The 24,953-nt window shown below is 47.4% G+C and carries 24 protein-coding genes and 1 tRNA gene; 17 read left to right on the top strand and 8 right to left on the bottom strand.

The window, feature by feature from the left end; translation table 11 throughout:
* Positions 1–50 precede the first annotated feature (50 nt).
* Positions 51–2,759, bottom strand: a complete 2,709-nt coding sequence (locus G493_RS0105965) for a CBS domain-containing protein (protein ID WP_153306442.1) — start codon at positions 2,757–2,759, stop codon at positions 51–53.
* A 108-nt stretch (positions 2,760–2,867) separates the two neighbouring features.
* On the opposite strand from G493_RS0105965, the gene G493_RS0105970 reads away from it, so the two are divergent.
* From G493_RS0105970 to G493_RS31855, 13 genes are all read left to right on the top strand, one after another.
* Positions 2,868–2,943, top strand: a tRNA-Gly gene (locus tag G493_RS0105970).
* 157 nt (positions 2,944–3,100) lie between these two features.
* Positions 3,101–3,562, top strand: a complete 462-nt coding sequence (locus tag G493_RS0105975) for a ribosome maturation factor RimP (RefSeq protein WP_035273795.1) — start codon at positions 3,101–3,103, stop codon at positions 3,560–3,562.
* A gap of 72 nt (positions 3,563–3,634) precedes the next feature.
* Positions 3,635–5,059 (top strand): transcription termination factor NusA, encoded by a 1,425-nt coding sequence (nusA, locus tag G493_RS28030; RefSeq protein WP_035273797.1) that lies wholly within the window; start codon positions 3,635–3,637, stop codon positions 5,057–5,059.
* A gap of 11 nt (positions 5,060–5,070) precedes the next feature.
* The gene (locus G493_RS34800; protein ID WP_408608806.1) at positions 5,071–5,313 is read left to right on the top strand and encodes a DUF448 domain-containing protein; all 243 of its coding nucleotides are present in this window, start codon (positions 5,071–5,073) and stop codon (positions 5,311–5,313) included.
* Positions 5,306–8,308 (top strand): translation initiation factor IF-2, encoded by a 3,003-nt coding sequence (gene infB, locus G493_RS0105985; protein WP_028579646.1) that lies wholly within the window; start codon positions 5,306–5,308, stop codon positions 8,306–8,308. The genes G493_RS34800 and infB overlap by 8 nt, the downstream gene beginning before the upstream one ends.
* A gap of 13 nt (positions 8,309–8,321) precedes the next feature.
* A complete protein-coding gene (gene rbfA, locus G493_RS0105990; RefSeq protein WP_051309052.1) occupies positions 8,322–8,717 on the top strand; it encodes a 30S ribosome-binding factor RbfA in 396 nt (131 codons plus the stop codon).
* The gene (locus tag G493_RS0105995) at positions 8,704–9,690 is read left to right on the top strand and encodes a DHH family phosphoesterase (RefSeq protein WP_028579648.1); all 987 of its coding nucleotides are present in this window, start codon (positions 8,704–8,706) and stop codon (positions 9,688–9,690) included. The genes rbfA and G493_RS0105995 overlap by 14 nt, the downstream gene beginning before the upstream one ends.
* A 21-nt stretch (positions 9,691–9,711) precedes the next feature.
* Positions 9,712–10,455: a tRNA pseudouridine(55) synthase TruB gene (truB, locus tag G493_RS28035; RefSeq protein WP_035273800.1), complete on the top strand. Its 744-nt coding sequence runs from the start codon at positions 9,712–9,714 to the stop codon at positions 10,453–10,455.
* A 129-nt stretch (positions 10,456–10,584) separates the two neighbouring features.
* Positions 10,585–10,854, top strand: a complete 270-nt coding sequence (gene rpsO / locus G493_RS0106005) for a 30S ribosomal protein S15 (RefSeq protein WP_028579649.1) — start codon at positions 10,585–10,587, stop codon at positions 10,852–10,854.
* Positions 10,855–11,234: 380 nt separating this feature from the next.
* Positions 11,235–13,322, top strand: coding sequence for a polyribonucleotide nucleotidyltransferase (gene pnp / locus G493_RS0106010; protein ID WP_028579650.1), 2,088 nt, complete (start codon positions 11,235–11,237; stop codon positions 13,320–13,322).
* A 78-nt stretch (positions 13,323–13,400) separates the two neighbouring features.
* Entirely contained in the window at positions 13,401–13,862 is a 462-nt protein-coding gene (gene dut, locus G493_RS0106015) for a dUTP diphosphatase (protein ID WP_035273836.1), read from the top strand.
* A complete protein-coding gene (locus G493_RS0106020; protein ID WP_232363718.1) occupies positions 13,804–14,649 on the top strand; it encodes an MBL fold metallo-hydrolase in 846 nt (281 codons plus the stop codon). Before dut ends, G493_RS0106020 begins: the two co-directional genes overlap by 59 nt.
* Before the next feature lie 21 nt (positions 14,650–14,670).
* Positions 14,671–15,810: a two-component system sensor histidine kinase NtrB gene (locus G493_RS31855; RefSeq protein ID WP_028579653.1), complete on the top strand. Its 1,140-nt coding sequence runs from the start codon at positions 14,671–14,673 to the stop codon at positions 15,808–15,810.
* 91 nt (positions 15,811–15,901) lie between these two features.
* On the opposite strand, the gene xerD is transcribed toward G493_RS31855, so the two are convergent.
* Together xerD and rpsU are read right to left on the bottom strand one after the other, a co-directional pair.
* Positions 15,902–16,807, bottom strand: coding sequence for a site-specific tyrosine recombinase XerD (gene xerD / locus G493_RS0106030; protein ID WP_028579654.1), 906 nt, complete (start codon positions 16,805–16,807; stop codon positions 15,902–15,904).
* A 250-nt stretch (positions 16,808–17,057) separates the two neighbouring features.
* Entirely contained in the window at positions 17,058–17,249 is a 192-nt protein-coding gene (gene rpsU, locus G493_RS0106035; RefSeq protein WP_408608808.1) for a 30S ribosomal protein S21, read from the bottom strand.
* A 470-nt stretch (positions 17,250–17,719) separates the two neighbouring features.
* Between rpsU and G493_RS0106045 the strand changes: the two genes are divergently transcribed.
* A complete protein-coding gene (locus G493_RS0106045) occupies positions 17,720–18,658 on the top strand; it encodes a D-alanine--D-alanine ligase family protein (RefSeq protein ID WP_028579656.1) in 939 nt (312 codons plus the stop codon).
* A gap of 149 nt (positions 18,659–18,807) precedes the next feature.
* On the opposite strand, the gene serS is transcribed toward G493_RS0106045, so the two are convergent.
* Entirely contained in the window at positions 18,808–20,079 is a 1,272-nt protein-coding gene (serS, locus tag G493_RS0106050; protein ID WP_028579657.1) for a serine--tRNA ligase, read from the bottom strand.
* Between the two features lie 531 nt (positions 20,080–20,610).
* Here serS and tatC point away from each other — a divergent pair.
* Positions 20,611–21,321, top strand: coding sequence for a twin-arginine translocase subunit TatC (tatC, locus tag G493_RS0106055; RefSeq protein WP_028579658.1), 711 nt, complete (start codon positions 20,611–20,613; stop codon positions 21,319–21,321).
* Between the two features lie 38 nt (positions 21,322–21,359).
* On the opposite strand, the gene G493_RS0106060 is transcribed toward tatC, so the two are convergent.
* The gene (locus G493_RS0106060) at positions 21,360–21,779 is read right to left on the bottom strand and encodes a DUF523 domain-containing protein (protein ID WP_035273805.1); all 420 of its coding nucleotides are present in this window, start codon (positions 21,777–21,779) and stop codon (positions 21,360–21,362) included.
* Positions 21,780–21,810: 31 nt separating this feature from the next.
* On the opposite strand from G493_RS0106060, the gene G493_RS0106065 reads away from it, so the two are divergent.
* Positions 21,811–22,125 (top strand): FtsB family cell division protein, encoded by a 315-nt coding sequence (locus G493_RS0106065; protein WP_035273808.1) that lies wholly within the window; start codon positions 21,811–21,813, stop codon positions 22,123–22,125.
* A gap of 120 nt (positions 22,126–22,245) precedes the next feature.
* On the opposite strand, the gene G493_RS34805 is transcribed toward G493_RS0106065, so the two are convergent.
* The gene (locus G493_RS34805) at positions 22,246–22,458 is read right to left on the bottom strand and encodes an FmdB family zinc ribbon protein (RefSeq protein ID WP_084813445.1); all 213 of its coding nucleotides are present in this window, start codon (positions 22,456–22,458) and stop codon (positions 22,246–22,248) included.
* Positions 22,459–22,610: 152 nt separating this feature from the next.
* Between G493_RS34805 and G493_RS31860 the strand changes: the two genes are divergently transcribed.
* On the top strand, positions 22,611–23,468 hold the full coding sequence (locus tag G493_RS31860) for a uracil-DNA glycosylase (RefSeq protein ID WP_051309054.1): 858 nt from the start codon (positions 22,611–22,613) through the stop codon (positions 23,466–23,468).
* Here G493_RS31860 and G493_RS28050 read toward each other — a convergent pair whose 3' ends face one another.
* Positions 23,469–23,876, bottom strand: a complete 408-nt coding sequence (locus G493_RS28050) for a PqqD family protein (RefSeq protein WP_035273810.1) — start codon at positions 23,874–23,876, stop codon at positions 23,469–23,471. It abuts the gene before it with no gap.
* Between the two features lie 68 nt (positions 23,877–23,944).
* On the bottom strand, positions 23,945–24,808 hold the full coding sequence (locus G493_RS0106080; RefSeq protein WP_028579661.1) for a hypothetical protein: 864 nt from the start codon (positions 24,806–24,808) through the stop codon (positions 23,945–23,947).
* Between the last annotated feature and the right edge of the window lie 145 nt (positions 24,809–24,953).

Consider the following 24,953-nt stretch of genomic DNA (forward strand, 5'->3'; position numbering starts at 1 on the left):
CTTTCAGTCCGGAAACCTTGGTGTTTTCCGAGTCCACTGTTGAGTATTTTTTACAAGGGGCGTTCCTCGGAATGTGGGTAGGTTGAACAGATGAATGCGGTTGCCTGCTCATGGGTTGTCACCTGACCGTCGAGTTGGACTTCAATCAGGTGATTGAGCATGGCTCGAAATAATGGGCCCGGGCGATATCCCATCTCCATGAGTTCATGTCCGTTGATAAGTGGAGTAACATTTTTCAAGGAAGTGACAAAGAGTGAAACAGCCTGTTGAATATGCCTTTTGCGGGCAATGGTCATCAGGTATAGCAGGCCCTCATTTTCCAGGTCTATGAGCAGCCAATATATCTCACTGGGTTTCATGAAGGGTCGTTTGAGCATGTCGCGTGCTATACGCTCCACATCGGCTTTCTGCTGGACGAGTTTTTTGCGCTGCCTTGCCGGTATATCAAAGCGTTGGCAGAAAGCTACCAGTTCCTTCACCCCGGACCGACTGTAAATAGCAAGCAGATATACCATCCATGATTCAATTTTTTCTGGGAGGTATAACAGGTTAAACCATGATATGGACCTGTTTGCCTGGGTTATCAGATGTATGAAGCGCCGGTCAATTTTTAGATTTGGTTTCAGATCAGGCCAAATATACGAAAAAAGTTTAAATGCCGCCAGACGCCGCAACGATCCCATGGGGTTGCTTTCTGAAAGGATCAGCTTCAGTTCGTAGAAAAAGCGTGGTTCTGTGAAGCGATCGATCAGGTGCATGTCCACTGCGTTTTTTATCAATTTTTCCGAGTGCCTGGTTATCTGAAAGTCCAGGCGTGCCTCAAAACGAACTGCTCGGAAAATGCGTGTGGGATCTTCAACGAAACTTAAATTGTGCAGTACCTGAATACGTCGTTCCTTGAGATCGTTCTGGCTGTTGAAATAATCAACCAGGGTGCCGAATCGTTCCGGATTCAAGTGGATGGCCATGGCGTTAATGGTGAAGTCCCGGCGGTAGAGATCCAGCTTGATGGAACTTAATTCCACTGTGGGCAGAGCTGCCGGATATTCATAGTATTCAAGACGGGCAGTGGCTACGTCCACTCTGGTGTCATCTGGAAAAATTACCGTTGCTGTTGCAAATTTGTCGTGAGTCCTGACAGAGGCATTCTTTTGCTTTGCATAATGTTTTGCGAAGCCAATACCATCTCCTTCGATGACCACATCTATATCCGAGTTAGGTACATGCAGGAGCAGGTCGCGCACAAAACCACCGGCCACATAGCTGTTCACCCCTAGTTTTTCAGCACTTTCCCCTATATCACGGAGCAGGGTGATTGCTTGCCTGGAGAGTACCTGGGTCATGACACCGCTTAGATTACGTGACCGTTTTACGGAAGGACTTTCATCTTCCTGAAGAAGGTCCACTGGCATATGTGCAGGGTCGTTGATCAACAGGCCAAGCAGGTCAGTACGGGTTATGACGCCAAGTATTGTTTCGCCCTGGGTTACAGGAATTAATCGCTGTCGATGTTCGATTATCAGTTTTTGGATATCGGCAAGGGTCCCGGAAGGGGGCAGGGTGGCAATTTCCGTGGTCATGTACTCGGAAACAGGTAAGGAGCCAAGCTTGTGAAAAATTGCTTTCTCTGTGACCATTCGGGACAGGGTGCCCAGTAATCCCCTGGGACGTTCACCTGATTCCGGATTACCGCTTTTTTCCGCCACCGGTAAAACCGTAACATTGTATCTGGTCATGAGGTTGCTGGCCTCATGTATGGTGACCTCTGGGGGGACCGCTATGACAGGAGACGACATTATTTCTCCAGCCACAGCTTTGGGACGGATATGGCTGTGGAGCAAATAAATCAGGCGCTCTTCAGCCTCAAACAGGGTCATGTCCTTGATGGTTGCGCTGGCAGCCGAGCTATGCCCACCTCCTCCGAAAGCTCTGGCAATGATGCCGACATTTACTTCAGGAATCCGGCTTCGGGCAATCAGGTACAACCGTTCTCCCATGCTGATAAGTACAAATACAGCATCGAGATTTTCCATGACCATCAGCCGCTGAACAATGACGGCGAAGTCGTCCATGTATTCGGCAAGAACCAGTTTGCTGACCACCACATTTACGGAGCCGATGTAGTACGAGACAGCGTTTTTCAGCAAGCTTCCCAGTGAGTTGACCTGTTCCGCGTTGAGTTCTCTTGCGCTAAATTGGGTTACCACGTCGAGATTGGCACCCTGTGTAAGCAGCCAGGCTGCTGCCTGCATATCCTCCGGTGTAGTTGTGGAGTGAAGGAAATTGCCGGTATCCTGATAGATGCCTAGAGCCATCAGGGTTGCTTCATCAGGGGTAAGCGAAATGTTACGCTCTTGAAAGATACGGCAGAAAATAGTTGTTGTTGCTCCAACATCGGCAATGTTTATGTATTCACCTGTGAGATCACCTGCGTGATCCGGGTGATGGTCAAACAGGTGAATGGACAGATGTCTGTTATGAAGGCAGCCGATGAGGTCGCCAAGTCGCTCAGGTTGTCTGGTGTCGACAATGATCAGACGACGAACCGTATCCATATGGATATGTTTGGCCTTTTTAAAGGCATATATGTTGCGAAATTGCTGGGAAAGATATTCGCGAACAGATTTTTCCTGGGATCCTGGGAAGACCAGTTCCGCTTCCGGGTAGAGGCGCTTTGCAGCAACCATGGAGGCCAGGCTGTCAAAATCAGCATTGATGTGTGTAGTGATAATTTCCATGATGGCTGTATAATACTGCATAGTGGGGATTTGCGCAAAAATAGAAAAAAATAGTTTGTCATCGCCTGGATGTTGCTTGACAAATGCTTTGTTATGCGGTAAATTTCTCTGTTCAAGTAAGCTGGATGTGCGGGTGTAGCTCAGTTGGCAGAGCACAAGCTTCCCAAGCTTGGGGTCGCGGGTTCGAGCCCCGTTGCCCGCTCCAAGTTGGCCCGTCGGACTTCTGCCAAGAAGTTTTGGTCTTCTTGGCTAAGACATACGCCAAAGTATCAGGTGTACATGAAAGTGGGCTTTGCCCGCTTTTTTTATTGCCTTTTTGGCTTGTTGTTACTGATAATCGTGCGATGGGAGAATGAAATATCGTGGAGAGTGTTGGCGCAAAAATAGTCGAAACCATAGAAGCCTTCGCTGGACCGCTGCTTGAAGACATGGGTTTGGAACTTGTGGAAATTCAGTTCCGACGGGAGAATCATGGCTGGGTGCTACGTTTTTTCATAGATAAACAAGGTGGCGTTACCATTGATGATTGCGCCAATGTCAGCCGCGAAGTGAGCGCATATCTAGAGGTGGAAGACCTCATAGATCATGCCTATCATCTTGAGGTCTCTTCGCCCGGGGCAGAACGCCCATTGAAAACAAAAGACGACTTTAAACGTTTTGTCCAAAGTAAGGCCCGGATCAAAATGCGAGAGCCAATTGGTGAGCAGAAGGTCTTTGTCGGCATCATACAGGAATTTGATGGAGATGCTGTCCTCCTGGAACAGGATGGTCGTACAATATCATTGGACTTTGAGAAAATATCCAGGGCACGCCTGGCGTTATAGGCGCTGAGGTCGCGTCCGACTATTACAGGTAGGCAAGTTGGGAGAATATTGCCGACACTGGAGTGAACGACTATGGTAGGAGTGGAAAATCTGAAACGCATTATCGATCAAATTTGCCGGGATAAGGGCATTGATAGATCTTTACTTGTTGATGCCATTGAAGAGGCTGTACGTTCGGCTGTGCGTAAAAAATACGGCAGTCGCAGGGATATTGAAGTGCAGTTCAACGATGAGCTCGGAGAGATCGAAGTGTTTCAGTATCGTACTGTTGTCGACGAGGTCTATGATGAAGAGACCGAAATATGTCTCGAAGATGCCAGGCGCCTTGATCCTGAAGTGGAGCTTGATGACGATTTAGGCGAAAAAATGGATAACGTCGGTGATCTGGGAAGGATCGCTGCACAGTCTGCAAAGCAGGTTATTATCCATCGCATGCGTGATGCGGAACGGGATGTTATTTATGACATGTTCCGTGATAGAGAAGGCAGTATCGTGAATGGAATCGTACAGCGGTTTGAGCGTGGCAACATGATTATCAACCTCGGGCGTACAGATGCTGTGCTGCCGCGAGATGGCCAGATTCCCAAAAGATCTTATAAGCAGGGAGATCGAATTCGTGCATATCTGCAGCAGGTAAAACACGAATCTCGAGATGCTCAGCTTGTTTTGAGTAGAACCTGTAACGAGTTTCTCATCAAATTGTTTGAGATGGAAGTGCCTGAAATTGCCGAGGGCGTTGTTAAGATCATGGGCGCAAGTCGTGAGCCTGGGTTCCGTGCAAAAATTGCAGTGTCCTCCATTGAGTCCGACGTCGACCCCGTTGGTGCGTGCGTGGGGCTGAAAGGCTCACGTGTACAGAATGTCGTGCAGGAACTGCAGGGTGAGCGTATTGATATTGTTCCCTGGAGCCCAGATCCAGCCAAGTATGTCTATAATGCGCTGGCACCTGCAGAGGTTTCCATGGTCATTGTGTACGAAGAAAATAACCAGTTGTTGGTCGTGGTTCCTGACGATCAACTGAGCCTTGCCATCGGTCGTCAGGGGCAAAATGTGCGTCTGGCATCGCGCCTTATGGGGTGGCGGATTGATGTGAAAAGTGAAACTCGTTACGCGAATCTGTCTCAACCCGGATATAAAAGCCTTGTAGCCGTTGATGGGGTTGATGAGCCTATGGCTGATAAACTTTTTGCCGCAGGGATAAAAAGTTCAGGAGAGCTGGCAGGTTTGGCTCCAGAGCAGCTCATGAATATTATCCGAATAGGCGAGGAACGAGCTGCCCTTGTTATTAAGATGGCTGGCTTGGTGCCTGCTCCTGATATTCAGGAACTTGAAGCGGAACCAGAACCAGAAGCTGAAGCTGAGGCTGAAGCAGAGATTTCTGTAGACGAGTCTCCCTTTACGGATGTGGAGGATGAGACAGACGCAGATGACGAGGTGCAGGCTGCTTCAACAGATCAGGAAGCGGAAAACACACAGCAACCATACGAAAACGAGTGAAAAATGCACATGTGCCACATCGAACCTGTAGGGGATGTGGACTGAAGGTATCGCGGGGCGAATTGCAGCGGTACGTATGGCACAAAGGCGCATTGATAGCCGACGATAAAGGGGATATGCCCGGTCGAGGAGTGTATTGCTGTAAAAACGAACAGTGTTACTGTCGGCTCCGGAAAAAGAAAAAGATGCTAAAACACGTGTTGCGAATTCGAGACGAGCACGTTAATGGATGGGAAGGAGCATGCAATGAGTAGGGTCCGAGTATATGAACTGGCAAAAGACGCCGGGTTGAAAAGTAAAGAACTGGCTGATAAGTTGATAGCGATGGGATACCCTATTAAGAGTCACAGCTCTACGGTAGATGATGATATGGCTGCAGACATTCGAAAGAAGATATTGGAAGGTGCTGTTACAGCAGGAGTGGCAGAAGGCCGTATTGACCTGAAAGATCGTCAGGAAACGGTTAAGCCCCGATCTAAAACGGTCGTAAGAAGACGCTCAAAGGCTGAGAAAGAGGAAGCTCTCAAACGTCTTGAAGAAGAAGAGGCTGCAGCGCTGGAAGCCCAGGAAGCTGAAGCACTGTCCGAAGAGGTTCTTGAACCGGTGGAAGAACCTGCTGACGTGGAAACAGCTGAGATGGAAACAGCTGAGGCGGAAACAGCCGATGTCGAAACGAATGTGCCGGAGCAACGTGCGGAAGAGGTAACCACTGAAACCGCATCACAAGAGCCAGAGCTTGAAATAGAGCCAGCGCCTGAATCACTGCCCGGTCAAGAGCCGGCAGCAGGAGGGGAACCTGAAGTGGAAGCTGTCCAATCGTCTGCTGAAGCAGCAGCCGTACATATAGAACCGCCAGCCGAACCAGTCGATGAGGCAGAAGCCGTGGAGCAGCCTGTGGTAAAAGAAAAGAAAGCGCAGCTCGTCGAACAGCCTGTACAAGCAAAGGAAAGGCGACCTGTCGAGAAGAAAAAGCACGATACTGATGCTCTAGTTGGAAGTGATCAGGCAGCCATGAAGCAAAAAAAGGCGAACCATAAAAAGGAAGAGTCAAAAGCCGCTCCTGCCGCCAAGAGAGGTAAGGAAATCATTAATGGCGTCCCGAGAACAGGTAAAAAACTTGCCAAAGTAGTCGGACGAGTGGAAATCCCCATTCCTGAGAAAAAGGCAAAACCCGCCCCCCCTCGCCGGCCATCGCGTCCAGCCAGACCCAATGCAAACCAGGATACTTCTGGTCCAGCTGTGGTTCCCGAGATGGATGCCTCCCGTGCTGGCAAAGGAAAAAAGAAAAGCAAACGGGTCGTTGTCGCCATGGGGAACGAAGAGGATGCCCGAAGTAAAAAGACAACGAAAAGTGGCAAAAAGGGTCGCTCTAAACTAGATTATGGCCAGGACGGTGATGTCGAATTCATGCGTCCACGCAAAGGAAAGAGAAAAAGAGATACCCGCAGGGAAAAACAGGTTCAACAGATCATTGCCGAGACCAAAGCCATCAAACGTCGTATTAAGGTGGTGGAAACCATCAACGTTGGCGACCTTGCAAAACGTATGGGGGTCAAAGCAAATGAAGTGATAGCCGCTCTCATGAAACTCGGTGTTATGGCAACCCTTAACCAGGCGCTCGATCTGGATACAGCATCTCTTGTGGCCGCAGACTTCGGGTATGAGGTTGAGCAGGCTATGACTGAAGAGCTGGAAGTCGAAGCGTTTCAGGAGCAGGAAGATGAAAAGGGTGGAGAGGCCATCTCCAGACCTCCGGTTGTTACTGTAATGGGACACGTTGATCATGGTAAAACATCCATCCTTGATGCCATTCGAAAAACCGATGTGGCAGAAGGTGAAGCTGGCGGTATTACCCAGCATATAGGTGCATACCACGTTCAGGCTCCTTCCGGAGATCTGACTTTTGTCGATACTCCAGGCCATGCCGCGTTTACCGAGATGCGTTCCCGGGGTGCTAAAGTTACAGATATTGTTGTGCTTGTTGTGGCTGCTGACGATGGTGTTATGGATCAAACCAAGGAAGCTATATCCCACTCCAAGGCTGCCGAAGTACCAATAGTGGTGGCGATCAACAAGATTGATAAAGATAATGCCGATGCGGAAAGGGTAAAACGTGAGTTGAGCGATTTTGGTCTCATTCCCGAAGAGTGGGGCGGTGATACCATTTATTGTGAGACTTCTGCCAAACAAGGGCTGGGGATCAATGAGCTTCTTGAATCGATTCAGCTACAGGCGGAAATCCTGGAACTTAAGGCTGATCCTGTGCGAAAGGCAAAAGGAACCGTTATAGAGGCCCAGCTACATAAAGGACGTGGAGCTGTTGCAACTGTACTGGTTCAGGAAGGAACGCTACGGGTTGGCGATAACTTTGTTTCCGGTATGTACAGCGGTAAAGTACGTATGTTGATTAATGATCGTGGAGAGCAGGTAAGTGAAGCCGGTCCCGCGATACCTGTTGAGGTTCAAGGCATTTCAGGCGTTCCCTCGGCTGGTGATGAATTTCTGGTTCTGTCAGACGAAAAGATGGCAAAATCGCTCTCAGAATCCCGTTTGCAGAAAGCCAGAGAGTCGGAACTCGCCTCTGCCTCCAAGGTGTCACTGGACAACCTGTTTGAGAAAATGGCTGAACAGGATGTGAAAGAGCTCCGTGTTATTCTTCGAGCTGACGTACAGGGAACTCTGCAGGCTTTCGGACAGGCTGCTGAAAAACTCTCGACCAGTGAAATTAAGGTCCGTGTCCTTCACGAAGGTACTGGCTCCATTACCGAGAACGATATTCATCTTGCTGCAGCTTCTGATGCTGTTATCATTGGTTTCAATGTGCGACCAACTGTTAAGGTTAAAGAACTTGGTGAGCACGAACAGGTCGATATCCGATCGTACGACGTAATTTACCATGCCCTTGAAGATATCGAGAAAGCGATGGTTGGTATGCTTGAACCTACCTTTGAGGAACGTGTGATCGGTACTGCTGAAGTTCGTGACACTTTCCAGGTACCCAAGGTCGGAACCATTGCCGGTTGCTCTGTTATCGATGGTAAAATTGAACGTCACGCAGGGGTACGTGTACTCAGGGATGGTGTGGTAATCTACACTGCTAAAATTTCATCTTTGAAACGCTTCAAAGATGATGTGAAAGAAGTCCTGACCGGGTATGAATGTGGTATTGGCGTGGAAAATTTTAATGACATCAAGTTGGGCGACCACCTTGAGGCCTTTGTCCTTGATGAGGTTGAGGCCCACCTGTAGGATCTGTTAGAAGATGGATTTTGATTTTACCCTGCCGGGACTCCGGCGCCCTGAAAGTTCCAGGCCCAAGCGCGTGGCCGAAGCTATTCAGCATGAATTTGCCGTATTACTGCGGCAGAAGGTCGCTGATCCTCGCCTGGCGAGTGTGGCGGTTTCCCATGTGACCATGTCACCAGACTTAAAATTGGCAAAGGTGTTTTTTACCGTTACAGAGAAGTCTTCTGTAACGGATGCCAAAAAAGCACTTATCAAGGCCAAGGGATTTTTCCGTAGTCACCTTGCCAAGGCGTTGAATCTTCGTTACACTCCCGATATTCATTTTCATTATGACAGTCAGAGTGAAGAAATAGAACGAATAGACGAATTGTTTCGTCAGCTGGAGCAGGAAAAAAAGGATGAAAACACCTGAGCAAGTCCTGGTTGCCCTTCAACAGGCCTCCTCTGTGATTCTGGCAACACACATTAATCCGGATGGCGACGCCATTGGATCATTGCTTGGGTTAATGCATCTTCTTGAAGGTGCAGGTAAAAAAGTCTTTGCCTTTGCTGAAGAACCTGTTTCTCATAGCTATCGGTTTCTGCCCGGTTCAGGCCAGGTTAATACGGAATTGGAGCAATTACAGCTCTTTCGGGAACGAGCCGGTAAAGACATCTTGTGTGTGAGCCTGGACTGTGGCGATGAAAAACGTCTGGGACGATACAGCGCACAACTCCTGTCCATCAGTCCGTTTATGGTAATTGATCATCATAGGGGAAATGATGGGTTTGGCTCAATGCATTGGATAGAGCCCGATCGATCTTCAACCGGTGAAATGATTTACGATCTTGCCGTTGATCTCGACCTGACCATAACCCCGGAAGTAGCCGAATGTCTGTATGTTGCAATCTCAACAGATACTGGATCATTCAAGTATGAATCAACCAGCAAGCACACCCATAATATTGCTGGCTATTTGTTGGGGAAAGGCGTTAAACCTGCTGAAATTGCAACTCATCTTTATGATAACTACACTCTGGGGCGCCTGCGATTGATGCAGGAGGTGCTTGCCACTTTGGAAATGTTCAACCGGGATCGTATTGCCATAATACGTGTCAGCCAGAATATGCTCGAACGTACTTTTACTACCCTTGAGGATACGGAATCCTTTATCAACCTTCCCAGGTCGGTTCGTTCTGTTCGTGTTTCCGTGTTTTTAAAAGAGATCAATAAAGGCTTGATATCTGTCAGTATGCGCGCCAAGGGAAAGTGTGATGTGTCTGTAGTGGCTGCTGGCTTTGGCGGAGGTGGCCATAAGAATGCCAGCGGTTTCAGAGTCCGGGGAAAGAGTATAGATCAGGTGAGAGATATGCTCGTCCCCATACTTGAACAGGCTACGAGCTAGGCTGCATATCATACGTATCCGATGACGGCAGAAGTATATCTTATTGACAAGCCTGTGGGCAAAAGTTCCTTTGCAATGGTCCGGATTATCCGCAGAATGCTGGGGATTAAAAAGGTGGGCCATGCAGGCACCTTGGATCCTTTTGCCAGTGGACTGCTCATTATTTGTGCAGGCAGACCCGCAACCAAACATATCGAAAAGTTCATGGGAGGTCGGAAAACCTATGTGGCAACAGTGGAACTAGGTGTGACCACTACCACCCACGACCCTGAAGGAGAAGTGACGGGCCGTTTTACCGTTCCAGATCTGGACAGAGAAACTATCGATTCTACACTAAAACAGTTCGTTGGTAGACAACTTCAGGCCCCGCCTAGTTTTTCTGCAGCAAAGCATAAAGGAAAACCTCTGTATCATTATGCCCGCCAAGGTATTTTCATCGCCAAAGAACCGAAGGAAATAGAAATATACGCTCTGCATTGTATACAATATGTACCTCCTCTGATGGAAATCGAGGTCACCTGTAGCCGCGGGACCTATGTACGGGTATTGGGAGCAGATATCGGAAAAGCTTTAGGGTGTGGTGGCGCCTATTTAACAGCATTGAGGCGAACCGTCAGTGGACCGTTCCATGTCAATGATGCCCTTTGTGTTGATACACTGGAGGGGGATGCAGGCAAGAAAATATTGCAGGAAGCAGGAATGTCTGTTGATAATGCCTTGCAACAATTACCACAAGAACATATTGTCATACCAGACGTGGCATGACAACCAGGTTGAACCGCCCTATCTGTGCCAACCCTCTGGTACAGAACAAGTAGGGCATCTTATCCAGACTTCAGCGGGGCCGAGGGAGTATAGCTTTGCTGATAGCAGAAGGAAACCGGAGGTGCTTTCATGGCACAGACAGGAGAAAAGAAAAAAGAAATCATTGAACAGTTCAAGACCCATGCCAATGACACTGGGTCCTGTGAGGTACAGATTGCACTGCTTACTGATCGTATTCAGTATCTGACAGAGCACTTTAAACAACACGGCAAAGATCATCACAGCCGCAGAGGCCTGTTGAAACTGGTTGGTCAGCGTCGTAGTTTGCTCAGGTATCTTCAGAAAAAAGATGTTGTTAAATACCGTGAGCTCATCAAAGCACTCGGCATTCGTAAATAGTACTGTCCAGGGAAACGATTATTTTGCCAGATTTTTGCGATGCACGTTTAGAGATACATCACATATTTATCGCAGGCAACAGTGCCTGCACAGAGGTGTTGTACCTCTTGCAAAGTTTCTCATTTTTCGAATCGGGTAGAATGTGTCGTTTTCAGACTGACATTGAGTAGATGGTACAAGGGCGGGAGCAGTATTGGACTGCCTCCCGCCTTTTTGCTGATTGGAGTTGAGCACAACCGATGTTGCCGCAGGCGCAAAGACACAAAGGAAACAGAGAAAATGGTAGCACATTGTCGCTGCATCCTTTGTGCCTTTACGATAACCACGCAATGCATGCTCGCTCCAATTTCAGTTTAATATGATCCGTATCAGGAGAATTTATGCATACAGTTATTGAAACTGAGATTGGTGGAAGAACTATTAACTTTGAAACCGGAAAGATGGCAAAGCAGACCAGTGGGTCTGTGGTTGTTTCCAGTGGAGATACCAAAGTTCTGGTGACGGTAGTCGCTGAAAAAAAGAATAAGGACATGGGTTTTTTACCCCTGACCATTGAATACCAGGAGCGCATGTACGCTGCAGGACGTATTCCTGGCAGTTATTTTCGTCGTGAGATAGGTCGTCCCAGTGAAAAGGAAATTTTAACCTGCCGACTCATTGACCGTCCTTTACGTCCTCTTTTTCCGGACGGCTATAGTTGTGAAACTCAACTCATAGCTACTGTCTTTTCCGCAGATCAGGATTTTGATCCTGATATTCTTGCCATGAATGGTGCCTCTGCAGCCCTGGCTATCTCAGATATCCCTTTTCAAGGGCCTATAGCCGCTGCCCGTGTAGCGTATGTGGATGGTGAATATGTGCTTAATCCATCCAAAAGCCAGCTTGCCAAGGCAGAGTTAAATCTGGTTGTTGCAGGAACTAAAACTGCGGTAGTCATGGTTGAGGGACGTGCTGAAGAACTTGCCGAGGATATCGTACTGGAGGCTATCTTTTTTGCTCATGAAGGCCTGCAGCCCTTAATAGACCTGCAACTTGATTTACAGAAACAAGCTGGTAAAGCAAAAAGAGAGGTTACTACCCCTGAGGTAAATGAAGCTCTCCAGGCAGCGGTCGAAGCCGCTGCAGCTTCCGGAATGGAGGAAGTCGTAACAACAGCTGAAAAGATTGCTCGTGGAGATCGTTACGATCTTTTAAAACAGGAAGTTCTTGAGCAGATCGATCCTGAGATGTACGAAGATGAAGGCGAGGTTTTCGACCTTCTCAGCGGTTATAAAAAGAAAATTATGCGTGATCGTATCGTCACTAAGGGTGAACGCCTTGATGGACGATCCTTTGAAGATGTTCGTCCTATTACATGTGAGGTTGGTATTCTTCCGCGAGCTCACGGATCAGCACTTTTTACCCGTGGAGAGACCCAGGCTCTGGTCATTGCCACACTGGGTAGCGAAAAAGACGAACAGCATTTGGAAGGCCTTGGTGGCGATGTGTATCGCAGTTTTATGCTGCACTATAATTTCCCTCCTTTCTGTGTTGGGGAAGTTCGTCCCATGCGAGGACCAAGTCGTCGAGATATCGGACATGGTACCCTGGCCCGCCGTGGTGTGGAAGCGATACTTCCGGAGAATGGCGAGTTCCCGTATACCATGCGGGTGGTTTCCGAAGTACTTGAGTCCAATGGCTCATCCTCCATGGCCACAGTCTGTGGATCCAGTCTTGCGCTCATGGATGCGGGGGTACCTGTAAAGGCACCTGTTTCCGGTGTTGCCATGGGGTTGATCAAGGAAGATGAGAAGCTGGTTATTCTCACAGACATTCTGGGTGATGAAGATCATCTCGGTGACATGGATTTTAAAGTTGTGGGCACTGAAGCCGGTATTACGGGGCTGCAGATGGATATCAAGATAGATGGAGTGGACCGTTCCATCATGGGGCGTGCCCTGGATCAGGCCAAACGTGGTCGTATTCATATCCTTGGGAAAATGAACGATGTAATTCTTACTCCACGTACCGATGTCTCTGAGCATGCTCCAAAATACTCTACCATGAAAATTCATCCGGATAAAATTCGCGATATTATCGGCCCCGGTGGCAAGGTAATTCGTGAAATGACAAGCGAATACGACTCTAAGATTGACGTTGAGGATGACGGTACCATCAAGATCTTCAGTAACACTGCTGAAGATGCCAGAGCATTGGTTGCACGTATTGAAGAGATCACCGCTGTACCGGAAGTTGGTAAAATCTATGAAGGTGAGGTCCGAACCATCAAGGACTTTGGGGCATTTGTACAGATTCTTCCCGGTGTTGATGGTATGGTTCACATTTCTGAGTTGAAGCACAGCAGGGTAAACAAAGTTACCGATGTGCTCAAGGAAGGAGACATGGTCAAAGTCAAAGTTATTGACATTGACAACCGTGGCCGGATTCGCCTCAGCCGTAAGGCTGCCCTCCAGGAGGGCGAAGAATAAGTATTCTTTTTGCAAACCTCAGCCGGTTTCCTCGTTCAGGGAGCCGGCTTTTTTTTTGATTACAAGGATAATGGAACTATGTCAAATCAGGTGACTGTACAATTTAAGTGGCTTGATGAGCAGGCAGCAGCAGATATACCTCTGCCATCATACGCTTCGTCTTTAGCTGCCGGTATGGATGTGAGTGCTGCCATTACGGAACCCGTTACGCTTGCGCCTGGCGAGAGGTACCTTGTTCCCAGTGGTTTTGCAGTGGCAATTCCACCTGGATTTGAAATACAGGTACGGCCTCGTTCCGGTCTTGCCATCAAGCATGGGATAACTGTCATCAATTCACCGGGTACCATTGATGCTGATTATCGTGGTGAAGTGAAAATAGGTTTGATTAATCTCTCCCAGGCTCCCTTCACAATTCATCGTGGTGACCGAATTGCTCAGATGATTCTTGCGCCGGTTATTTGTGCACAGATAGAAGCTGTAGATGAGCTCAGCGATACCGAAAGGGGCAGTGGTGGGTTTGGACACACTGGTATCCGATAGTCAGGGGCTGGGAATGCAATTTTGCGTTTTGGGAAGCGGAAGTAAAGGAAACTGCACTCTTGTTGAGGCCGAAGACACCAGAATTCTTGTAGATGCCGGTTTCTCCGGAAAAGAAATTGAAAGGCGTTTGTCCATGATTGGACGAGATGCAACCATGCTTTCTGCCGTTGTCGTGACCCATGAACATAATGATCATGTCGCCGGAGTGGGCGTTCTTGGCAGGAGATACGCGATTCCTGTGTATATGAACCAGGGAACCCACGAAGCGTGTCGTCAAAAAATAAAGGAATTGCCAGAATTACAATATTTCACAACTGGGGAGAGCTTTAGTATTCAAGGGGTGAATGTGCATCCTTTTGCTATTTCCCATGACACTGTTGATCCTGTTGGATTTGTTTTTCAACATAAGGGGCTGCACATGGGATATTGCACGGATACAGGCAAAATCACCAAACTTATACGTCATCATCTGCGCAAGTGCAGGGCGCTGATTCTTGAAGCAAACCACGATCCGGGTATGCTTCGTAATGGCCCGTACCCTATTTATCTGCAACAACGTATACTTTCTGCCGGCGGTCATCTGGAAAATGAAGACGCGTTACATTTTGCTTCCGAGTTATGTTCCGAAAATCTGTGTCATCTGGTTTTAGCGCATTTGAGCGAGACTAACAATGCGCCTGAGATTGTAGGTCAGATTATGCAACAATACTTGAACGATTATTCCACTGTCACCGTCCATATTGCCGCGCAGGATAAACCGGGCCCTTTTATTCGTGTGGCAGAGTAAGGTTGTTACATGGATTAAAAAATGAACAAGAATACATTGAATGTGAATGGTTCTGTGCATGAGGTATCAGCTACAGCACATCGTTTTACATGTGAGAACGAATTGCTTGACAGTATAATAAGGTTTTCTCCTGCTCCGCTGCTGATCACTGATAGTCATGGCTTCATCAAATACGTGAATTCTCGGTTTGAAGAAATCCTTGAATACAGCCAGGGCGACTTGCTGGGAAAAAAGGTGCAGTCTCATTTTCAAAAACATGTATCTCCGCAGCTCAGAAAAGAGATTTTTCGTAGGATAGGCAAGCTGCAGAGGTATCAAGAACAAGTATCTGTTACTTCGGCTTCCGGTAACAGGCTGACCTTGGAGATCATAGTTACCCCGGTTGCAGATACTCAGGGGCGTCTTTGCAATATTGTTATCCTGGCCAATGATCTGACCCGGGAGCACGAAATGATGCAGCAACTCCATCATGCACAGAAGATGGAAGCCATAAGTAAACTCGTCTCTTCCATTGCCCACGAGTTCGGTAACCCGTTGCTTGGCATCCGCTTTGTCCTGCGGGATTTTCAGAAGCGTCTGGAGCTGGCAGATAGCGACCGGCAACTGCTGATAATGGCTGAAAGTGAGTGTGAGCGAATCCGGCAACTTATAAAAGATCTGCAACAGTTCAACCGACCTGCTTCGGGAAAGAAGGTTCCATTTGACCTTCATGAAATGTTGCTTTCTGTGATCACGCTGCAACGTAAATATCTTGCTTCCAGAAAGATATCTCTCGATTACCAATTTGGTGAGAACAAAATTATTCTTGTTGGCTTAATGACAGAACTGCAACAAGTCTTTATTAACCTCATTCTGCATAGTTGCGATTCGATTTGCGCAAAAGGAACTGGTGGCGCCATCACTTTGAAAACATGGTTGGACGGAGACAGGGTGATGGTTATGGTCCGTAATAACGGGCGAGAAATAAGCCAGGAAGACATGGTGCATATCTTTGAACCGTTTTCCAAAACTCAAGATGATGTTCACGGAACTGGTCTGGGGTTGTCGGTTTCCTATGGCATTATTCGAGCATACGGTGGGGATATATACGTTCGCTGTCACAACGGAAACACCGATTTTACCGTTGCACTGCCCTGTGAGCAGCCGGAGGCGGAGAAGTAAAATTGCGTTTCAGAAAAATATTACCTGAATTTGGGCAAGCATCTTCAATTGAAGTTAAGCTGAGAAAAAATTACAATTCTCCGACAGATTCCTATCCCCGTGGATGAAATTTACGATGAACAGCCTTGAGCCGATCCCCTTCGATTTGCGTGTAAATTTGAGTGGTGGCTATGTCTGCATGGCCAAGCATCATTTGTACAGAGCGTAGATCCGCTCCTCCGATGAGGAGGTGAGTGGCAAAGGAGTGCCGCAGCATATGGGGACTGATTTCCTTGTGTATACCGGCAGAGGCTGCTGTATCGCGGAGGATTTGCCAAAACCGGTTGCGGGACATGGCTCGACCCCTGTTGGAGAGAAAAAGCTGTTCACACTGTGGTGGCTTGATCAGTGCAGGCCTGCTTTTTTGTATATACTCCTGGATAAGTTCCCCTGTTGTTGCTGCAAAGGGAATAATCCTCTCTTTACTGCCTTTACCCAATACGCGTAAATGGCAGTTTGTAAAGTTGCAGTTTTTTAAGGGTAAGTGAACCAGCTCGCTTACTCTCAGTCCTGTTGCGTACAGCATGTGGATCATGGTGTGGTTGCGAAGGCTTAATGGCGTGATGACCTGCGGCCGCACAAGCAGTTGTTCTACCTCCTGACGGCTCAATGCTTTGGGCAGACTTTGGCCTGTTTTGGGAGCATCTATATGCTCCAGGGGATTCTGCTGGACAAGATTTTGGGCCAGCAGGTAGTGAAAAAAAGATCGCAACGACGCAAGACGACGAGCATTGGAACGATTACTGATGTTTTTTTCGTGGGCCTGAAGCAGGTACTGTCGTATATGCTCTATGTTGATCTGGTTCAGGTTTTGATTTCCCTGCTGCGCGAGGAAATGAAGAAAAGTTTCCACGTCTGCAGTGTAGGCTGCGGAGGTGTTGTCAGCCAGCCTGCGTTGAAAGAGCAGGTGTTGCCTGAAGTTTTCAAGAAGTTGACGATGAGAAAAACGTTGTTTCACGCTGCGAGTGGAGAATGGATGCAAAAAAGTAGCCGTTTACAGGAAATGTAACATCGTTGATGCAGGTTACCTGTGGCATAATTTCTAATATGCCTTGCTCTCGAATAAAAGTCTTTATTTATGGACAGACACTAGATTAGCGATCCAAAGCGACTGTGGCGGTTACTTTGCCGGACAACCATGTTTGCCGCACATGGAGTGTCTGTGAGTAATAACAAAAAAAGCTCTGACAGATGTCAGAGCTTTATATTCAACCTCTGTTGCGCATGCGGTTGAATTTTCGAAGTTTACGCAGTGCCTCAGCAGCTTTGCGACGTTTTTTTACGCTTGGTTTTTCATAAAATTCGCGTCGTTTCAGCTCGCGTTTAATTCCGTCAATCTGGAGTTTCTTTTTTAATTGACGGATCGCATATTCAAGGTCACCTTTCACTTCTACTTCAATCATGGAGCATCACATCCTTTTGCGATCTGTACAGCTTTGATTAATGGGTTAATTGTAAAAACCAGCTAATATAGCCATACATAATTTGCTTGTCAAGAAAATTACGTTGTAACACCGGGATAATATGAAGCACACATGTGTAATGTTTCCCGCTTCAGACTGATCCATGGAAGCCGGAGAAGGGGAATATTGCAATGAAAAAATCCCACTTCCGGGAAGTGTTTGGTGGATGAATACTGGTTCTGTACTGTATAGTTATGGGAAAAGTGAAAAGGATGCATGGGCCCTGGCGATTTGATACCAGGAGGCTGTCCGAGAATGCCAATTTTTCCCGGTTTAGTGTTATTTAAGAAAATAATGCTGGCAATATTGCGTGGTGGCTCTCCTGTTGCAAGATAGAGAGAGTGAATTCACAGGACAGCGTGCTTACTTAAGGGGGGCAACTCCCCAATATTACGAGGAGGAACATGATGGCCAAAATTCGATTAGCACTTATTGCTGGGGGAAAATCAGATGAACGTGAGGTTTCTCTGAAAGGTGCAAAAGGTGTTGAAGAGGCACTCGATAAAGACAAGTATGAAGTTATCCGTTATGACCCTGCCACCGATCTCGCAGCTATTGCCCGTAATGCTGATCGTATAGATGTCGCTTTTGTGCTCTTGCATGGGATCTTTGGAGAAGATGGGACCATCCAGGGGTTTTTAGACCTACTGTCCATTCCCTATCAGGGGGCAGGCGTGCTTGGAAGTGCTCTTGCCATGAATAAACATCTGGCCAAGGAATTGTATCGTCTGCACGGACTTCCTGTGGCTGATTGGGTTATGGCTGTGAAAGGGGATATAACTGCGCCAGAACGTATTCTTTCATCGTTACAGATGCCGCTGGTGGTCAAGCCTGTGAAACAGGGGTCTTCTATCGGTATGACTATCGTACGTGATGAACAACAGCTTGCGCCGGCCCTCAGATTGGCTTTTCAGCATGATGATGATGTTATGGTGGAAGAGTTTATCCAGGGAAGGGAAATCACCGTGGGCGTGCTGGGAAACAGTAACCCACAGGCACTTCCACTCATTGAAATTATTCCAGACAGCAAATACGAGTTTTTTGACTATGAGGCGAAATATATTCCTGGAGCAAGCCAGGAGATCTGCCCGGCAGATGTTGACGCCGATATTGCAGCCAAAGCCGGTGCCTACGCAGTGGCTGCTCATAACTGCCTGCAGCTGCGCGGATACAGTAGAACGGATATGATACTTCAGGGGAGCGAATTGTACTTGCTGGAGACCAATACTATTCCTGGAATGACTCCAACCAGTCTGTTTCCGCAGGCTGCAGCTGAAGCAGGACTGTCATTCAGCCAGTTGCTGGATCGTTTGATTGAGTTAGCTATGGAAGGTGGAAATAAATAGTGTTACCGGGCAGGGCGCAGGAGATACTCCTGCGCCCTGGGTCTTACTGCTGCTGAAAAGCTGGTACCTGTCGGATAGTTTTTCTTGCCGTGACCCTTAAACTCGACTTGAGCAACAATCCCCATATCTGGGAGCCGGCATGTAAACCATCAGAACCGGGTTTCAAAGTACGGTTCCAGTACCTTGGGTATGGCGATGGTGCCATCTGGCTGCTGGTAATTTTCCATAATGGCCAGCAGGGTTCTACCCACAGCAAGTCCTGAACCGTTAAGTGTATGTACCAATCTGCTTTTTTTCTGATCAAGGGACTTATAGCGAATGCCGGCGCGACGGGCCTGAAAGTCCAGGAAATTGGAGCAGGAAGAAATTTCTCTGAACGCCTGTTGCCCTGGCAGCCAGACTTCAATATCGTATGTTTTGGTGGCGGAAAATCCAAGATCCCCGGTGCAAAGGGTTACCACTCTATAGGGCAGTTCCAGAAGCTGTAGTACTTCTTCAGCATCTGCAAGAAGGGATTCCAGTTCCTCTTCGGACTTCTCCGGAGTAGTAAATTTAACCAATTCAACTTTTTCAAACTGGTGCTGCCGGATCAGGCCGCGGGTATCTTTGCCGTAGGAGCCTGCTTCAGACCTGAAACAGGGAGTGTAAGCAGTATATTTTACTGGAAGGTCTGCTTCTGCTATGGTTTCACCCGCGTGTATATTGGTAACAGGTACCTCTGCGGTGGGTATGAGCCACAGGTCCCAGTCTTTGATACGGAAGAGATCTTCTTCAAATTTAGGTAACTGCCCTGTGCCTGTCATGGTTTTACTGTTCACCATATACGGTGGCAGTACCTCGGTATACCCATGTCGCTGTGTATGCAGATCAAGAAAAAAATTCACGAGTGCCCGGGAAAGTTTGGAGCCAAAACCTTTAAGTAAAGAGAACCTCGCTCCAGCTAACTTTGCCGAAGTTTCGAAATCCAGTATGCCCAGCGCTTCTCCTAATTCCCAGTGGGGTTTAGGCGTGAAGCCGAACTCGGGTAATGTACCCCAACGTTTTATTTCCAGGTTGTCACTGTCGTCTTTGCCTTGGGGAACAGATTCATGGCATAGGTTGGGAATGGAGAGGACGATTTCCTGAAGTTGCTGTTCTATTTCGGCAAGATCAGTGTCCAGGGCTTTGATGGCATCGCTTACCTGCTTCATCTCACGAATAAGTGGTTCAGCTTTCTCATGTTCGCCAGCCTGTTTGAGCGGACCGATCTCTTTGGAGACGGTATTACGTTTGTTTTTTAATGCTTCCGCCTCTCCCAATGTGGCCAATCGTTGTTCATCAAGTCTGGTGAACTGTTCAAACAGTTGTGGATCGACACCACGGAGTTGACTTTTTTCTCTGACAAGATCAATATTTTCTCGAATAAATCGAAGCTCTAGCATGGTTATTCAGGTGTGTATTTGTTACGGATGGGAAAACGGCCTGGCCTTGGGGGGCAATGCGTGAGACAGCCGCTCATCTTGTAGTATTGCTTTCTCGTTCAATCTTTATGCTCAGCGTAAATGTCTCTCCAGAAACATTGTGATATGTTCAGGCAGATCACAGAGTGTACCTGTACCGCGGATTCTGAGCGAAAAAATCGTTTATAAAATACGTTGTGATTTGTAGCACGTCGTAATATGAAACGCAATGGCTATTAGATTGCTATTCAGGCGATGGTTTGTTATTTTCATCCGTGATATAAGAGATTGGTAACTGATCACAGGGCATTCGATCTCTCTGCGATCAGGTTGGTTTACCTCGTATTCAGTTTCCTGCGCCAGCCTGGTTGCAGAGATGTCGGACCCCTTGCAACCCGTTGTCAATACAAATGTTAATCGAACTTACCGGGCTTCCCCTGTGAGTAGTTACATAGACAGTTATTTTTTTCCGCAACGCCCCCATACGGGGAAAGCCGGTTGTCGATTTATAATATGAACACTGAAACCAGAACACAAATTATCGTTTTTCTTTCTGAGTTACGCAGAACAATTAAATATACTGGATTGTCCCTGATTCTGGTAACAGTTGGGTTATTTCTTTATTCCAACAGCTTGATTCCACTGTTGCAGGATCATCTTGGCGAAAAGTTGTATTTTTTTTCCGTGGCTGGTCCTTTTCTGGCCCACGTGAAGGTTTCTTTTTTTGGTGCGTTGTATATACTTATGCCACTGTTGACGTTGGTTTTATGGAAATCTATGGGTAAAGCCTTTGGGGTGGAAGGAAAATCACTGGCAGGCTTTGTCGCTGCGACCTGTGCGCTTTTTTATGCAGGCACGGTTTTTTGTTATCTGGTTACACTGCCTTACGGGGTGCAGTTTCTGCTTGGTTTTCAATCCGAAGATTTAAAGGCTGTGATTTCCATTGGTAAATTTGTGAATTTCGTCACTATTTTTATCCTGGCTTTTGGGTTGATATTTGAGCTACCTGTTTTTATGGTTTTCAGTGCGAAAGTCGGTTTATTTTCACGGCAAACCTTTGAACGCAACAGACGATTTGCCGTCTTAGGGATTGCCATTTTAGCTGCTGTTCTCACCCCAACTCCGGATGTTGTGAATATGGCCCTGATGGGATGCCCTCTTTATCTTCTTTATGAAGTCGGCATTTTTGTTATTCGGCTTATGGGGATTGAAAAAAGGGTATAATCTCCTGAAATATTTATGATTCGCTTTTTCTTGGCCCTTTAACCGTATTCAATAACTGAGATGCCGTGCCTGCGAAGAAGTGCCGCAGTAACCCCGAGAACAGCCCCTGCACCGCAGGATGGACTTTTTGATTTAAGCAAACAGTATTGGATATTTTGCTGTTGAGCAATGTTAAGGACCATATTGGCCCCCTGAATGAAGGCTGTGGTGACGTCTTCACCGTCAGATCGTATAACCCGGGCTTTACCTTGCAATACGTCGTGGCCGTCTCCACCTGTCAGATTAGCCGGTAACCGAGGGGTGGTGAGTCCACCAAGTTGTTCAGGGCAGACAGGGATCCAGATGTGTTTCTGCAGATGCTGTTGGCAAAGAGGGTCCGGCTTGCTTTTGCCGTCGTATCGCGTTGGCAGTCCTGTGAGGCAGGCGCTGACAAGGCAGCATGTCGGGTAGGTATTCATAGTGATGAAATAGAGCAAAGATGCATTGATTATGATTGATCGAAGTAAAAGACGACAGGCACAACAGCAAAAAAAAATCTTTTTGCGTTGCGCTGTATTGTTGGGCCTCTGTTTTATTCTTGCCCTTCTGTTTACTCCTGGCTACGGTTTGTTTTCCTACCGTAAGGCCGTGAAACAGCAAACTATACAGATACAGGAAAATCAACGCATGCAAAAGGAAAATGAACAACTCGCGCAGGAAATTGATCTCCTGAAGAATGATGAAAAGTATATCGAAAACGTTGCGCGCAAGGAGTACGGCCTGTTGAAAAAGAATGAAGAGGTTTATGAGTTTAAACGGAAATAGAAGAAGTGAAGGCATTTAAAGATGCCGGTGGCAGCGCACCGTTTAACGCATAGTGCCACCGTGGGGGAGAGGAACTGCCTGAAATAATGGCGGCCCGCACGGGGCCTCTGAAATTCAGGCTCAGGAGAAGCCGGAAGGTGCAGAACATGGAGAACCCGCAACCGGCAGAGAAGTACCTTTTTTGCCTACACGCATAGCCGAAGCAGAAATACGTTTTTGGACATGCCTGCTTGCACATTTAGGACATTTTGGAGTTTCACTGTCTTGCGAACTCGTGGTTAAATGTTCGAAAAGAGTACTGCAGTCGCGACATTGATATTCATAAATAGGCATTGTGCAGTTCCTCCGGGCTAGTACTGTAAGGTGGTGCGAGTTCCTTTATATGCAACAGGGGGCTCTCTTCTGGTAAGTAGTTTTTGCACAGGTTGTATTTTCGTAACCTTTTTTGGGTTGTGTGCTATAGAAAATAACCATGGTAGTTCACTTTGTCATCGGATAAACAAACAGTCCCATCCGCCGGGAAAAACGTACAGGACTCCGAAGTACGTGCCCGGTACGCAGCTCTGCTGGCCAACGATCTTCGCAGCTATCTTTGCTTTCATCAACAATTGGGAATCGATACGTATCCTGCAGAAGAAGGTCTGTTGCGGGTGGAGAAAACTGCTCAGCCAAAGGTTCCTTCCCGTTCGAAGCCGTATCCTCAGAAAACAACTCAGAAAATAAGCCCGCAGCAAAAGACTGTACAGCAGTCCCCTCCAACTTCTCTCAGCAGAGAGTCTGTAGATGCTGTATTGAAAGATATTGTTGCCTGTTCTCAATGTGAACAGGCTGGCAGGAGAATTCAGCCGGCACCGGGCAGGCCAGGTGGTGTAAAGCTCATGATCGTCGGTGATTATTGCCTTGTTTCTTCAGCTGGGCAAAAAATGCTTTTCGGCGAGCAGGAGGATCAGATGCTCTGGCGAATGGTGGAGGCCTTAGGGCTTCGGAAGGAAGAGGTCTATGTGACGAATTGTTTGAAGTGCCTCTGTGATGGCCATCCACGGGAAAGTAAAATTGATATGGATCGTTGCCTGGCTCTTCTCAGTCGCGAAATAGCCGCTGTTCGACCTCCTGTAATTTGTGCAATGGGTACCATGGCCGGTCAGATGCTTTTGGGTACCAATGACAGCGTTATTCGTTTACGAGGTCGTTTTCTCCCTTATCGCTATGCTGAACATGTCAATGTTCAGGTTATGGTGACTTTTCATCCAAGATTTCTTCTTGGCCAGCCGGAAATGAAGCGCGCAACCTGGGAAGACCTGCAGCAGATTCAACGGCGTTTTCTCCAGGAGAAGAGGGTATAATTACTCATTTTGCTTCGCCTGGCGCATGGCTATGATGCTGCGTCTTCCCAATTCGCGCAGGAAACTGCCCACAGCGATCTCAGCTTCCCGCGGATTGAGTTGATGTTCCCTGTGGAGGACTGTAGCAATCTCACGGACTGTGCGTTGCCCATCAATGAGTCTCCAGACCTGACTTCCAAGGACATCAAGTTGTAATTTTTTCATCATGTATTTGCGCTCAGGATGGGTACCCGAGATCCTGATGAGTACTTTTTCAAAGAACGGTGCCTGCTCCACAGGATATCGAATCAATAGCCCCTGTTCATTGTTTTCTTCTTCGATCAATGGATGTTGCACGGGAATACAGGCCAATGCTTCCTGACGGCTGAGTGGATCCTGGCTGGGACTTTTTTTAAGAAATGAAAACATAGCTAAGCTGTCGAAATTGCATCTTCTATTAACATGGGTGTATATACCGGGGCTTTAGCATATTCACCTCAGCGGGGATGAAAAGATTCTCGTATTGCATCAAAGAACGACTCTGGTTGTACAGAACCGTTATATTCCACTCCCAGGATACAATTGTTCTCCCTATGATGGGTTAGTTCCAACCACTTGTGGGCAGGTTTTTGCTGTAGGAAGGCAAATACTTTTTGTAACCCCAGGCGTTTATCTTCCCATGTCTGCCTATTGGCCTGTTGGTTTTCCAGAGGTTGAAGGGAACCGGCAAGTTGGTGTCCCCAATTCTGAAGACTATGGTCTTTAAGTAATATTTCCGCTGGCTTGAAACGAGAGAAAAAGAGTCTGCTTTTTTTATAGGAAAAGTTCAATTCAAATTTTCCTGGCAGGAACCTGTATGTGTGTAGCGTATATCGGGGTGGTGTCTGCAGGGCAATATCAAACAGCGCATAGTCTGTAGGACCGTCTTTACCGGAGAAGTGTATGCTGGCAAGCAGTGAAATCAGCAGAGATGATTCCAGTAATTCCGGATTGTAGATCTGTAGCAAGACAATCCATCCTTTAAGACGGTTAATGGCCAATATACCATGTCCCTGGAACCGATTTTCCGACCAGTAAAAACCTGTCAGGTCAAGTTGCGGAAGGGATTCCCGGAACGTATGCGGCAAAATCCAGGGAGAGTGCAATGAAAATCTCTTTGATTTTGCCATCTTGTCCAGGATTTTTTCAGGTGCCGGAGGTGTGTTGATTTGCAGCCAGCGCAGCGCGACATCGGGGAAACCATCTTTTTCGAGTAAAAGGTAGTCACGAAATACGGTGACAGGCGTCCATTCGTTCGGGGCCTTGAATGAGAGGCTATTCCAGGCCAGGTTCTGTAGGGTATCGTCAGGATAGGGGCGCACGAGATAAATGATTCCTGTTGAAAAGCAGTGGAGACTCCAGTGATTTTTCAGGGAAATACGACTGTTTTTCTGAATTGTTTTTGGTCAAGACCAGAGCTGTAAGGCGTAACGCGATAGTAAAGATAGTCCGTATTGATCCTGTTTA

It is taken from the genome of Desulfogranum japonicum DSM 18378 (assembly GCF_000429945.1).
GTDB classification, from domain to species: Bacteria; Desulfobacterota; Desulfobulbia; order Desulfobulbales; family Desulfobulbaceae; genus Desulfogranum; species Desulfogranum japonicum.

Excerpts from the sequence above, each read along its gene's own strand:
- G493_RS28050 (WP_035273810.1), bottom strand. The coding sequence starts at position 23,876 with ATGTTTTCATTTCTTAAAAAAAGTCCCAGCCAGGATCCACTCAGCCGT.
- rbfA (WP_051309052.1), top strand. The coding sequence starts at position 8,322 with ATGGATTTTGATTTTACCCTGCCGGGACTCCGGCGCCCTGAAAGTTCC.
- G493_RS0106045 (WP_028579656.1), top strand. The coding sequence starts at position 17,720 with ATGGCCAAAATTCGATTAGCACTTATTGCTGGGGGAAAATCAGATGAA.
- dut (WP_035273836.1), top strand. The coding sequence starts at position 13,401 with ATGTCAAATCAGGTGACTGTACAATTTAAGTGGCTTGATGAGCAGGCA.
- nusA (WP_035273797.1), top strand. The coding sequence starts at position 3,635 with ATGGTAGGAGTGGAAAATCTGAAACGCATTATCGATCAAATTTGCCGG.
- serS (WP_028579657.1), bottom strand. The coding sequence starts at position 20,079 with ATGCTAGAGCTTCGATTTATTCGAGAAAATATTGATCTTGTCAGAGAA.
- tatC (WP_028579658.1), top strand. The coding sequence starts at position 20,611 with ATGAACACTGAAACCAGAACACAAATTATCGTTTTTCTTTCTGAGTTA.
- rpsO (WP_028579649.1), top strand. The coding sequence starts at position 10,585 with ATGGCACAGACAGGAGAAAAGAAAAAAGAAATCATTGAACAGTTCAAG.
- G493_RS0105995 (WP_028579648.1), top strand. The coding sequence starts at position 8,704 with ATGAAAACACCTGAGCAAGTCCTGGTTGCCCTTCAACAGGCCTCCTCT.
- G493_RS0105965 (WP_153306442.1), bottom strand. The coding sequence starts at position 2,759 with ATGCAGTATTATACAGCCATCATGGAAATTATCACTACACACATCAAT.
- G493_RS34805 (WP_084813445.1), bottom strand. The coding sequence starts at position 22,458 with ATGCCTATTTATGAATATCAATGTCGCGACTGCAGTACTCTTTTCGAA.
- truB (WP_035273800.1), top strand. The coding sequence starts at position 9,712 with ATGACGGCAGAAGTATATCTTATTGACAAGCCTGTGGGCAAAAGTTCC.
- pnp (WP_028579650.1), top strand. The coding sequence starts at position 11,235 with ATGCATACAGTTATTGAAACTGAGATTGGTGGAAGAACTATTAACTTT.
- G493_RS0106060 (WP_035273805.1), bottom strand. The coding sequence starts at position 21,779 with ATGAATACCTACCCGACATGCTGCCTTGTCAGCGCCTGCCTCACAGGA.
- G493_RS0106065 (WP_035273808.1), top strand. The coding sequence starts at position 21,811 with ATGATTGATCGAAGTAAAAGACGACAGGCACAACAGCAAAAAAAAATC.
- G493_RS0106020 (WP_232363718.1), top strand. The coding sequence starts at position 13,804 with ATGAGCTCAGCGATACCGAAAGGGGCAGTGGTGGGTTTGGACACACTG.
- infB (WP_028579646.1), top strand. The coding sequence starts at position 5,306 with ATGAGTAGGGTCCGAGTATATGAACTGGCAAAAGACGCCGGGTTGAAA.
- G493_RS31855 (WP_028579653.1), top strand. The coding sequence starts at position 14,671 with ATGAACAAGAATACATTGAATGTGAATGGTTCTGTGCATGAGGTATCA.